The organism is Caulobacter sp. HMWF025 (assembly GCF_003060965.1).
Taxonomy (GTDB): domain Bacteria; phylum Pseudomonadota; class Alphaproteobacteria; order Caulobacterales; family Caulobacteraceae; genus Caulobacter.
In genome coordinates this window covers 50,893-62,617 of the sequence record NZ_QAII01000176.1, presented here as the reverse complement: position 1 = coordinate 62,617, position 11,725 = coordinate 50,893, and the positions used below count along the sequence as shown (strand labels likewise).

Sequence of the window (11,725 nt, the reverse complement as noted above, 5' to 3'; positions counted from 1 at the left end):
CGTCCGCCCCCCGACCCCCTCAGTCGGCTTCGCCGACAGCTCCCCCGAAGGGGAGCATGGGGGCGGATGATCTCATCTTCCCCCTCCGGGGGAAGACGGTCGCGAAGCGACCCGTAGGGGGCCTGCGTCGACCCTACAGCGAAATCCCGAACAGCCGGCAGTCGCGGCGCTCGCCTTCGCGGTGGATGTGGCCCTTCTGATAGCCTTCCTCGATGAAGCCCACGCGCTTGAGCAGGGCCTCGGCGCGGTTGTCGCCGACATGGGTGCGGGCGTTCAGGCGCTTGAGGCCGATCGAGGCGGCGTGGGCCAGGACGGCGCTGACGGCTTCCAGGGCGATGGCCTGGCCCCAGCGGTCACGGGCCAGCATGAAGCGCAGCTCGGCGGTGTGGTGGCGCAGATCGAGGTCGACCAGCTCGCAGCTGCCGAGCACCGCACTGTCCCCGGCCTGGCGGATGGCCCAGGACAGGGCCTGGCCGGCCTGCATGGCCTCGACCTGGGCGGCGACGCAGGCCTCGACCTCGGCGGGCTCCTCGAGGGCGTCATGGTCCCAGTGGGCCATGACCTCGGGATCGCTGAGCAGCGGATAGAGTTGCGCCGCGTCCGCCACCGTCAGGGGCGCGAGGACCAGGCGTTCGGTTTCGAGGATCATCGGCGGTTCCGGACGGGGGCAGGGGCCTTGAGTTCAGGATCCCCCGTTCCCAGCTATGGCGTGAACGCCGCTCTGGTGGTAGAGGGGCCGCTTCGTTTTACACGGCGGACCGTCCCGTCGCCCGGATCGAGATCAGTTTCCTCATGCTCATCGGCATTCTGCTGGCTATCAACATCGTCGTCTGCCTCGGCCTGATCGGCGTCGTCCTGCTGCAACGGTCCGAGGGCGGTGCCCTGGGCATGGGCGGCGGCAATACCGGCTTCATGACCGCCCGCGGGGCCGGCGACCTCCTGACCCGCATCACCTGGATCCTGTTCTCGGTGTTCCTGCTGATCAGCCTGACCCTGACCATCCTGACGGGTCGCATGGGCGGTGGCGGCTCGGTGACCGAGCGTCTGAACATCCAGAACCTCGACACCAAGACCCTGAACGCTCCGGTCGCGCCGATCGCGCCGGCCGGCCAGACGCCCTCGACCGCCCAGCCGGGCGCGATCACGGCCCCGGCCCCGCAGCTGAACCTTCCGACCACGCCGGCCCCGGCCCAGCCGACCGCCCCGGCTCCGGCTCCGGCCCAGTAAACCCTTGATTTGCCTGTTCATCGGCGGCTTTCCGGCGGAAAGCTGTTGATGAACGTCGGTTTCTCCCCGCGACGCCCGAATCGCGGCTAATCTGAGCGCCCATGACGCGGTACATCTTCATCACCGGCGGCGTGGTTTCCTCGCTTGGAAAAGGCCTCGCCTCCGCAGCGCTCGGAGCGCTCCTGCAGGCTCGTGGCTACAAGGTCCGCCTGCGCAAGCTCGACCCCTATCTCAATGTCGATCCGGGCACGATGAGCCCGTATCAGCACGGCGAGGTGTTCGTGACCGACGACGGGGCCGAGACCGACCTGGATCTGGGCCACTACGAGCGCTTCACCGGCGTGTCGGCGACCAAGGCCGACAACATCACCACCGGCCAGATCTACAAGACCATCATCGAGAAGGAACGCCGCGGCGACTATCTGGGCGCGACCGTCCAGGTGATTCCGCACGTCACCAACGAGATCAAGGACTTCGTGCTGTCGCCGGCCCTGGACGAGACGGGCGAGAAGCCGGTCGACTTCGTGCTGGTCGAGATCGGCGGCACGGTCGGCGACATCGAGGGCCTGCCGTTCTTCGAGGCCATCCGCCAGCTGCGCCAGGACCTGCCGCGCGGCCAGAGCTGCTATGTCCACCTGACCCTGCTGCCGTTCATCAAGACGGCCGGCGAGATGAAGACCAAGCCGACCCAGCACTCGGTCAAGGAACTGCGCTCGATCGGCATCCAGCCCGATATCCTGCTGTGCCGCTGCGAACAGGACATTCCGGTCGAGGAAAAGCGCAAGATCGCGCAGTTCTGCAACGTGCGGCCCAGCGCCGTGATCCAGGCGATGGACTCATCGTCGATCTATGCGGTGCCGATCGACTATCACAAGGAAGGCCTGGACGCCGAGGTGCTGGACGTGTTCGGCATGAGCGACGCGCCCAAGCCGGACCTGTCGCGCTGGGAAGCCATCGACGAGACGGTCAACCACCCCGATGGTGAAGTGACCATTGCCGTGGTCGGCAAGTACACCGTGCTGAAAGACGCCTACAAGTCGCTGATCGAGGCCCTGCACCACGGCGGCCTGGCCAACAGGGTCAAGGTCAATCTCGACTGGGTGGAAAGCGAAACCTTCGAGGGCGATCCCGGCGCGGCCGCGGCCCGCCTCGAAAACGCTCACGCGATCATGGTGCCCGGCGGCTTCGGCGAGCGGGGGGCGGAAGGAAAAATTCGGGCCGCCCAGTTCGCCCGTGAACGCAAGGTGCCGTATTTCGGCATCTGCTTCGGCATGCAGATGGCGGTCATCGAGACCCTGCGCAATGTGGCCGGCATCACCGATGCCAGCTCCAGCGAGTTTGGGCCCACCGAACGTCCCGTGGTCGGGATCATGACCGAGTGGATCAAGGGCAATGAACGGGTCGAGCGCCGCAAGGGCGATGACCTGGGCGGCACCATGCGCCTGGGTGCCTTCGACGCCGTCCTGACGCCCGGCAGCAAGGTCGCCGCCATCTATGGCGATACGGCCATCAGCGAGCGCCACAGGCACCGCTACGAGGTCAATATCGGCTACAGCCACCGGATGGAGGAGTCCGGCCTGAAACTGACCGGTCGCTCGCCTGACGGCGTCCTGCCCGAAATCGTCGAGCGCGAGGACCATCCGTGGTTCATCGGCGTGCAGTTCCACCCGGAACTGAAGAGCCGTCCGTTCGCCCCGCACCCGCTGTTCGCCAGCTTTATCGCCGCGGCGAAAGAGCAGGGCAGGCTGGTCTAACAGGCGCTGTTGCATGTCTGAAGAGATTCAGGCATAAGCGCGCCCTCACGCGGCGGCCTGGGTTCTTCCCGAGTCGCCGCTTCCGATTTTCACGCTCAGCGAGCAGAGTCACTTCGATGGCCGTTCCTAAAAGAAAAACTTCGCCTTCTCGCCGGAACATGCGCCGGTCGCACCACGCCCTGGGCGCCAACTCCTTCGTGGAAGACAAGGACTCGGGCGAACTGCGCCGTCCGCACCACGTCGACCTGAAGACGGGCCTGTACAACGGCAAGCAGATCCTGACCCCCAAGGAAGACTAAGCGCTTCCTTTCCGGTCTCTGACTTCGAAAACGCCGCCCGGCTCGCTGGGCGGCGTTTTTCGTCATGGGTGCCAAAAAGGTGGTAGGCTCGGCGGTCAGGGAGGTCCGCCCATGCTCACACGCCGAATCCTGACGGCGGGACTGGGTCTATCGTTGTTGCCCCAGACCGTTCTGGCCAGGCAGACGCTGCCCGCGCCGCCCGAACCCCTGTTCATTCTCGATGCCACGCCGGATGCCGATGACCGCCTGACGGTCGAGGTCTGGCTGAACGGGCAGGGGCCCTTCCAGTTCATCGTCGACAGCGGGGCAGGCCGGAGCGTGCTGTCGGTGGCGGTCGCCGAACGCCTGGGCCTTGCCCGGGGCCCCGACGTGCTGGTCCACGGGATCAGTGGCGCTCAGACCTACCCCACGGCCCAGGTGGCCCAGCTTTTAGTTGGGGATGCCCGGCTGACCCAGGCCAGCCTCCCGGTGTTGCCTGATGACCGCGTGGGCGGCGATGGCCTGCTGGGCGTCGACATCCTCGAAGACCGGAACGTGATCATGGACTTTGCCGGGCACCGGCTTGAGGTCCGCCGAAGCCGGTCGGGCCTCGACAGGGTTCAGATGCCGCGCGAGGTCTCGGTGATGGCGGACGAGCGGTTTGGCCGGCTGACCGTCGCTGACTGCCGTGTGGACGGCACCCGGGCCCTGGCCTTCATTGATACCGGCGGCGGGGTCAGTATCGGAAACATGGCCCTGTCCCGCGCCATCTCCACCCGGCGGCGGCGGTCCTCTGATGACGTCAGGCCGGCGCGACTTCTGACGGCCTCGGGCGAGATGAGCGTCGGCGAGTTCCGCGTCGCGCCGTCCCTGACCCTGGGCGCGCTCAGGGTTACAGACCTGCCCATCGCCTTTGCCGACCTGCACGTCTTTGACGTCTGGGGCCTGAAGGCGCGTCCGGCGGTCCTGCTAGGCGTCGATGTGCTGCGGATGTTCGCCCGGGTCGAACTGGACTTCGGGGCCGGGCGGATCCGGTTCCGGGTGGGCGACGCAAGGGTGCCGCCCACCGCGCGCAGCGCCTGACCTTACTGTGTCCGGCCCCGGGCCTGGATCTGGGCCCGGCGGGCCTCGACCGAGGCCGGTGTTACCTCGCGGTTATGGGCGCTGGAGCGCTTGTGTTCGATCTCCAGTCCCTTGTTGAACGAGCGGCCGTAGCCCTCGTCGATCAGCGACTTGTAGAACGACAGGGTTTCGACCGGGATTGAGGCCATGTCGGCCGCCAGCTTCAGGGCCGTGGGCATCAATTCGGACGCCGGAACGACGCGATTGACCAGGCCCCAGGCCTCGGCCGTCGCCGCATCGATGAAATTGCCGGTCAGGGACAGTTCCTTGGCCCGGTAGATGCCTATCAGGCGCGACAGCTTCTGCGACAGGCCCCAGCCGGGCATGATCCCGACCCGGGCATGTGTATCGGCAAAGCGGGCATTCTCCGAGGCGATCAGGACGTCACAGGCCAGAGCCAGCTCGAAGCCGCCGGTGATGGCGACGCCGTTGATCGCGCCGATCACCGGCTTGCGGCAGACCTCGATGGCCCGGACCGGGTTGCTTTCGGCGTCCTGGTCATTGGCCGCGCTCATCGCCTTGGGGTCGCTGCCCAGTTCCTTGAGGTCCAGCCCCGCCGTGAAGGCCCGCTCGCCGGCCCCGGTCAGGACCACGACGCTGATGGCCGGATCAGCGTCCAGTTCGAACATCACCGTATGCAGGGCCGCCCGAAGCATTTTGGAGAGGGCGTTCATCGCCTCTGGTCGGTTCAGCGTCACGACGGCGATCGGGCCGCTTTTTTCGACGGTCAGCATGGCGTTCTCCCTTTGCGTTACCGATGATCAGTCGGCGTTCAGACGGGAAGTCAAGTTGCGCCGCGCCGCCATGGCGGCTAAGCCTCCCGCGCCTTTCGCCTTGAGGAGCTGCCATGACCGAGATCGTCGACATCATCGCCCGCGAAATTCTCGACAGCCGGGGTAACCCGACTGTTGAAGTCGACGTCGTCCTGGAAGACGGCGCGTTCGGCCGCGCCGCTGTGCCCTCGGGGGCCTCGACCGGGGCTCACGAAGCCGTCGAGAAGCGCGACGGCGACAAGAGCCGCTATCTCGGCAAGGGCGTCCTGCAGGCCGTCGACGCCGTCAATGGCGAGATCTTTGACGCCCTGTCGGGCGTTGACGCTGAAGACCAGCGCCGGATCGATACCCTGCTGATCGACCTGGACGGCACGGCCAACAAGTCGCGCCTCGGGGCCAATGCCATCCTCGGCGTGTCGCTGGCTGTCGCCAAGGCCGCCGCCGAGTCCGCCGGCCAGCCGCTCTACAAGTATGTCGGCGGTGTCAATTCGCGCGTTCTGCCCACCCCGATGATGAACATCATCAACGGCGGGGCCCACGCCGACAATCCGATCGACATCCAGGAGTTCATGATCCTGCCGACCGGTGCGGCCAGCTTCAGCGAAGCCCTGCGCATGGGGGCCGAGATCTTCCACGGCCTTAAGAAGGCCCTGAAGGACGCCGGTCACAACACCAATGTCGGCGATGAAGGCGGCTTTGCCCCCAACCTGGCCTCTGCCGAGGCGGCGCTCGACTTCATCGTCAAGGCCGGTGAGGCCGCCGGCTACCGCGCCGGCGAGGACTTCGTTCTGGGCCTGGATGTGGCCTCGACCGAGTTCTTCAAGAACGACAAGTACGAGCTGGAAGGCGAGGGCAAGTCGCTCGATCCGGCCGCCATGGTCGACTATCTGGCCGGCCTCGTGTCGAAGTTCCCGATCCTGTCGATCGAGGACGGCATGGCCGAGGACGATTTCGAAGGCTGGAAGCTGCTGACCGACACCCTGGGCAAGAAGGTCCAGCTGGTCGGCGACGACCTGTTCGTGACCAATCCCAAGCGCCTGCAGATGGGCCTGGACATGGGCCTGGCCAATTCGATCCTGGTGAAGGTCAACCAGATCGGCACCCTGTCGGAGACCATCGATGCCGTCGATCTGGCTCACCGCGCCGGCTACACCAGCGTCATGAGCCACCGTTCGGGCGAAACCGAGGACAGCACGATCGCCGACCTCGCCGTCGCCCTGAACTGCGGTCAGATCAAGACCGGCTCGCTGGCCCGTTCGGACCGGCTGGCCAAGTACAACCAGCTGCTCCGCATCGAGCAGATGCTGGACGACCAGGGCATCTATGCCGGCCGTGCGGCGCTGAAGGGCCGCTAGGCCAAGCCACACCTCTCGGGTCGGGATCCGGCGCAGCCTCGAAAGGGGCTGCGCCTTTTCTTTGGCCCGGGCTCGCGGCGGGGTTCTACGGTCTTCAGCTGACCGATTCCCGGGTTCGGCTGTCTATTCGGTGGGCAAACGGTGCTCGCTGGCCCACATTTTTTCTATAAGCGTCCGTGCCGGCTTCCGAGAGGCCTTCGCGGGGCGTGTTCGCAGATGCGAACCGGGCGCTGCGATGCGGTATCTAGATGCCGATGAAACCATCTCAAATGAAACCGCGCGCGGCCCGTCCTTCCGGCAATTGGTGCCTTTGCGCGACCCCTGAATTTAGAAGGCGTTAAGCCCCGTCTGCGACTCTGCAGGACCCCATCCGGGATTCTCAGATGTTCGCCCGACTGCAACCCATCCTGCCGACCGCGGCGATCTTCTTTCTGATTTTTTACTTCGTTTTTCACGCCCTGACGGGCGAGCGAGGGCTGCTGTCCATCTCCCAGCGTAACGCCGATCTCTCAGCCAAGACCATGGAACTCAAGAAGATCCGCGCAGAGAGGATGGACCTGGAGGCCCGCGCTCGTCTATTACGCAACGGCAGTCTGTCGGCCGATCTCCTGGAGGAACGTGCGCGTTCACTCCTCGGATATGCCGACCCGAGAGACTTCGTGATCCGGACAAAGCGCTAGCGCCTTGGGGTCACGGTTTCCCGGAGAAGGCTGTTGGTCGATCCCCGATGACGGACATCGGGATCGGTCCGGGCATGACATGACGAGCATTTCCTTCGCGGAACCGACGACACCTTCGGCGGGATATGTTCTGGGATTGAAGGCCGCGATGAAGATTGGCCAGGGAGAGTTGAATGGCGCGTGCGCGCAAGGCTGAGGCCTCCGAGGGCAAGGGTAGTGACACCGGTGTCAACGCCTTTGTCAGCAAGGAAGAGCTTCTGAAGTTCTATCAGAGCATGCTGCTGATCCGCCGCTTCGAGGAGCGGGCCGGGCAACTGTACGGCATGGGGCTGATCGGCGGGTTCTGCCACCTCTATATCGGCCAGGAAGCCATCGCGGTCGGCATGCAGTCGATCTCGTCCAAGGGCGACCAGATCATCACCGGCTACCGCGACCACGGTCACATGCTGGCTGCGGGGATGGACCCGCGCGAGGTGATGGCCGAACTGACCGGTCGTGCCGGCGGCTCGTCGCGCGGCAAGGGCGGCTCGATGCACATGTTCGACATTGAGACCGGCTTCTACGGCGGTCACGGCATCGTCGGCGCCCAGGTGGCGCTCGGCACCGGCCTGGCGCTGGCCAACCACTACAAGGGCAATGGCAACGTCTCCTACGCCTATTTCGGCGACGGCGCGGCCAACCAGGGCCAGGTCTATGAGAGCTTCAACATGGCCCAGCTGTGGAAGCTGCCGGTCGTGTACGTGATCGAGAACAACCAGTACGCCATGGGCACCAGCGTCGAGCGTTCGGCCTCGGAAACCGCCTTCCACAAGCGCGGCGTCTCGTTCCGGATCCCCGGCGAAGAAATCGACGGCATGGACGTGGTAGCCGTGCGTGAAGCCGGGGCCCGTGCCCGCGAGCACGCCGCCAGCGGCCAGGGTCCCTACATCCTCGAGATGAAGACCTACCGCTATCGCGGTCACTCGATGTCGGACCCGGCCAAGTACCGCACCAAGGAAGAGGTCGACGAGGTCAAGCAGACCCGCGATCCGATCGACCACATCAAGGAACGTCTGGCCAAGGCCGGCGTCACCGAGGACGACCTTAAGGGCATCGACGCCGACGTGAAGCGGATTGTCGCCGAAGCCGCTGAATTCGCCCGGACCAGCCCTGAGCCGGATCCGTCCGAACTGTACACTGACGTTTATCTGGAGGCCGCCCAGTGAGCCTGGACATCCTCATGCCCGCCCTCTCGCCGACCATGGAAGAGGGCACCCTGGCCAAGTGGCTGGTGAAGGAAGGCGACACCGTCAAGGCCGGCGACGTGATCGCCGAGATCGAGACCGACAAGGCGACGATGGAAGTCGAAGCCGTCGATGAGGGGGTGGTGGAAGCCATCCTGATTGCCGCCGGCTCCGAGAACGTGAAGGTCAATACGCCGATCGCGCGTCTGGCCGGTGAAGCCGGGGCTGCGCCCTCGGCACCCGCGCCCGTCGTCGTTGAGGCGGCCGCGCCGGTCGTCGCCACCGCGCCCGTCGCTTCGGCCTCGAACTTTGCCGATCCGGAAATTCCGGCCGGTACGCCGATGAAGAAGATCACCGTGCGCGACGCCCTGCGCGACGCCATGGCTGAAGAGATGCGTCGCGATGACCGCGTCTTCCTGATGGGCGAGGAAGTCGCCCAGTACCAGGGGGCCTACAAGGTCAGCCGCGACCTGCTGCAGGAGTTCGGCGACAAGCGCGTCATCGACACCCCGATCACCGAGCACGGTTTTGCCGGCATGGGTGTCGGCGCGGCGATGGCGGGCCTCAAGCCCATCGTCGAGTTCATGACCTGGAACTTCGCCATGCAGGCGATCGACCACATCATCAACTCGGCCGCCAAGACGCTCTACATGTCGGGTGGCCAGATCAAGTCGTCGATCGTGTTCCGCGGCCCCAACGGCGCGGCCAGCCGCGTCGGTGCCCAGCACAGCCAGGACTATGCGGCCTGGTACGGCAACGTGCCCGGGCTCAAGGTCATCGCGCCCTATGATGCGGCCGACGCCAAGGGCCTGCTGAAGGCTGCAATCCGCGACCCCAACCCCATCGTCTTCCTCGAACACGAGATGATGTACGGGCTTGAGTTCGATATCCCGGACGTCGAGGACTATGTCGTGCCGATCGGCAAGGCCAAGGTTCGCCGCGAAGGCACGGACGTCACCCTGGTGGCCTATAGCCGCATGGTCGGGTTCTGTCTGAAGGCTGCCGAGGCTCTGGCCGCCGAAGGCATCTCGGCCGAAGTCATCGACCTGCGCACCATCCGTCCAATGGATCACGTGACCATCCTGGAAAGCGTCAAGAAGACCAACCGTCTGGTCACGGCCGAAGAGGGCTGGGGTCCGATGGGCGTCGGGGCAGAAATCGTGGCCCGCATCACCGAGCACGGCTTCGACTATCTGGATGCACCGCCGCTGCGCGTGCACCAGGAAGACGTGCCGCTGCCCTATGCCGCGAACCTCGAGGCCCTCAGCCTGCCGTCGGTCGACAAGATCGTAAAGGCGGCCAAGACGGTCTGCTACCGCTGATGCCGGTGCGGCCCATGTCTGGCAGGATCGCAGTGAACACTGCATATCTGTCGGATGTGGGCCGCATCGAATCCGGCCAAGAACTAAGCCTCGCTGCAAGGCGAGATCGCGCGGACGCCGGCCCGGCCGACAACGTCCCGAACGCTTGAGGAAGACACTCAATGTCGATCGACATCCTGATGCCCGCCCTGTCGCCCACCATGGAGGAGGGAACCCTCGCCAAGTGGCACGTGAAGGTGGGTGACACCGTCAAGGCCGGCGACGTGATCGCCGAGATCGAAACCGACAAGGCGACGATGGAAGTCGAAGCCGTCGACGAGGGCGTGGTCGAGGCCATTCTGGTCGAGGCCGGCACCGAAAACGTCAAGGTCAATGCCCTGATCGCCAAGCTGTCCGGAGAGGGTGAAAGCCTCGCGCCGGCCCCGGCCGCGACCCCTGCCGCTGAAGCGCCCAAAGCCGCTGCACCGGCTGCCGCTGCACCCGTTGCAGCTGCTCCGGCTCCGGTCGCCGCCGACGGCTCGCGGGTGTTCGCCTCGCCGCTGGCCCGCCGTCTGGCCCAGGCCGCCGGTCTGGACCTGAAGTCGCTCAAGGGCAGTGGCCCGCATGGCCGGGTGGTCAAGGCGGACGTCGAAAATGCCGCCAAGGGCGGCCCGGTTGCCGCACCGGCCGCCAAGCCGGCCCCGGCCCCTGCGGCGGCCCCAGCCCCGGCGGCTCCGCGTCAGGTCCTGTCGCTGGAGCAGATGGGCATCCCGGCCGGGTCCTACGACCTGGTACCGCTCGACGGCATGCGCAAGACCATTGCGCGCCGCCTGACCGACAGCTTCCGCGACGTGCCGCACTTCCCGCTGACCATCGATCTCGAGATCGACGCCCTGCTGGCGGCGCGCGGCAAGATCAACAGCCTGCTGGGCGACCAGGGCGTGAAGGTGTCGGTCAACGACATCATCATCAAGGCCGTGGCCGTGGCCCTGAAGCGCGTGCCGGAGGCCAATGCCTCCTACACGCCGGAAGGCATTGCCATGCACAAGCATGCCGACATCGCCGTGGCCGTGGCCATCGATGGTGGCCTGATCACCCCGATCGTTCGCGCCGCCGAGACCAAGGGCCTGGCCCAGATCTCGGCCGAGGTGAAGGATCTGGCGGCCCGCGCCAAGGCCAAGAAGCTGAAGCCCGAGGAGTTCCAGGGCGGCACCTTCTCGGTGTCCAACCTCGGCATGTTCGGGATCAAGGCCTTTGCCTCGATCATCAACGAACCGCAGGGCGCGATCATGAGCGTCGGGGCCGGCGAGCAGCGTCCGGTGGTCAAGAACGGCCAGTTGGCCGTGGCCACCGTCATGACCGTGACCCTGACCTGCGATCACCGCGTGGTCGACGGCGCGATCGGTGCCAAGTTCCTGGCGGCCTTCAAGCCGCTGATCGAAGAGCCGCTGACCCTGATCGTCTGATCAACGGAAAGGGCAGGAGAGCGCCATGTCGGTCTATGACTACTCGGCCAAGACGCTGGACGGCCAGGATGTGAGCCTGGCCGACTATCGCGGCAAGGTTCTGCTGATCGTCAACACGGCCAGCAAGTGCGGCTTCACCCCGCAGTTTGAAGGCCTGGAAGCGCTCTTTCGCGAATACCAGGACCGGGGCCTGACGGTGCTGGGCTTTCCCTGCAACCAGTTTGGTGCGCAGGAGCCCGGCAATGCCGAGGAGATCGCGAGCTTCTGTTCGCTGACCTACGACGTGACCTTCCCGATGCTGGCCAAGATTGACGTCAACGGCCCCTCGGCCCACCCGCTCTACACCTTCCTGAAGAAGGCGCAGAGGGGCGTTCTGGGGACTGAAGGCATCAAGTGGAACTTCACGAAGTTCCTGATCGACCGTGACGGCGAGGTCGTCGAGCGCTTTGCGCCGACCACCAAGCCGGAAGACCTCAAGGCCGCAGTTGAGGCCTTGCTTTAACTCCCGGACCGGCCTTGCGGCCGATCGAACGAGGCCGCCCGGCT

The 11,725-nt window shown here is 65.7% G+C and carries 12 protein-coding genes; 10 read left to right on the top strand and 2 right to left on the bottom strand.

The features are described from left to right. Positions 1-133 precede the first annotated feature (133 nt). On the bottom strand, positions 134-649 hold the full coding sequence (locus DBR10_RS18810) for a GNAT family N-acetyltransferase (RefSeq protein WP_108504895.1): 516 nt from the start codon (positions 647-649) through the stop codon (positions 134-136). 143 nt (positions 650-792) lie between these two features. Here DBR10_RS18810 and secG point away from each other — a divergent pair, with 143 nt between their 5' ends. From secG to DBR10_RS18790, 4 genes are all read left to right on the top strand, one after another. Next, positions 793-1,227 (top strand): preprotein translocase subunit SecG, encoded by a 435-nt coding sequence (gene secG, locus DBR10_RS18805; protein ID WP_108504896.1) that lies wholly within the window; start codon positions 793-795, stop codon positions 1,225-1,227. Positions 1,228-1,328: 101 nt separating this feature from the next. Beyond that, positions 1,329-2,981 (top strand): CTP synthase, encoded by a 1,653-nt coding sequence (locus DBR10_RS18800; RefSeq protein ID WP_108504897.1) that lies wholly within the window; start codon positions 1,329-1,331, stop codon positions 2,979-2,981. 116 nt (positions 2,982-3,097) lie between these two features. Then, complete coding sequence (gene rpmF / locus DBR10_RS18795) at positions 3,098-3,280, top strand: 50S ribosomal protein L32 (RefSeq protein WP_007671126.1); 183 nt, start codon at positions 3,098-3,100, stop codon at positions 3,278-3,280. 111 nt (positions 3,281-3,391) lie between these two features. Further along, positions 3,392-4,342, top strand: coding sequence for an aspartyl protease family protein (locus tag DBR10_RS18790; RefSeq protein ID WP_108504898.1), 951 nt, complete (start codon positions 3,392-3,394; stop codon positions 4,340-4,342). A 2-nt stretch (positions 4,343-4,344) separates the two neighbouring features. Here DBR10_RS18790 and DBR10_RS18785 read toward each other — a convergent pair whose 3' ends face one another. Beyond that, positions 4,345-5,115, bottom strand: coding sequence for an enoyl-CoA hydratase (locus DBR10_RS18785; protein ID WP_108504899.1), 771 nt, complete (start codon positions 5,113-5,115; stop codon positions 4,345-4,347). 113 nt (positions 5,116-5,228) lie between these two features. Between DBR10_RS18785 and eno the strand changes: the two genes are divergently transcribed. From eno to DBR10_RS18755, 6 genes are all read left to right on the top strand, one after another. Then, positions 5,229-6,509, top strand: a complete 1,281-nt coding sequence (eno, locus tag DBR10_RS18780) for a phosphopyruvate hydratase (protein ID WP_108504900.1) — start codon at positions 5,229-5,231, stop codon at positions 6,507-6,509. Between the two features lie 383 nt (positions 6,510-6,892). Next, positions 6,893-7,189, top strand: a complete 297-nt coding sequence (locus DBR10_RS18775) for an FtsB family cell division protein (RefSeq protein ID WP_108504901.1) — start codon at positions 6,893-6,895, stop codon at positions 7,187-7,189. Positions 7,190-7,362: 173 nt separating this feature from the next. Further along, entirely contained in the window at positions 7,363-8,394 is a 1,032-nt protein-coding gene (pdhA, locus tag DBR10_RS18770) for a pyruvate dehydrogenase (acetyl-transferring) E1 component subunit alpha (protein WP_108504902.1), read from the top strand. Further along, positions 8,391-9,734 (top strand): pyruvate dehydrogenase complex E1 component subunit beta, encoded by a 1,344-nt coding sequence (locus tag DBR10_RS18765; RefSeq protein ID WP_369831687.1) that lies wholly within the window; start codon positions 8,391-8,393, stop codon positions 9,732-9,734. The genes pdhA and DBR10_RS18765 overlap by 4 nt, the downstream gene beginning before the upstream one ends. A 161-nt stretch (positions 9,735-9,895) precedes the next feature. Then, on the top strand, positions 9,896-11,179 hold the full coding sequence (locus DBR10_RS18760; RefSeq protein ID WP_108556575.1) for a pyruvate dehydrogenase complex dihydrolipoamide acetyltransferase: 1,284 nt from the start codon (positions 9,896-9,898) through the stop codon (positions 11,177-11,179). Positions 11,180-11,204: 25 nt separating this feature from the next. Continuing rightward, the gene (locus DBR10_RS18755) at positions 11,205-11,681 is read left to right on the top strand and encodes a glutathione peroxidase (RefSeq protein WP_108490146.1); all 477 of its coding nucleotides are present in this window, start codon (positions 11,205-11,207) and stop codon (positions 11,679-11,681) included. Positions 11,682-11,725 lie beyond the last annotated feature (44 nt).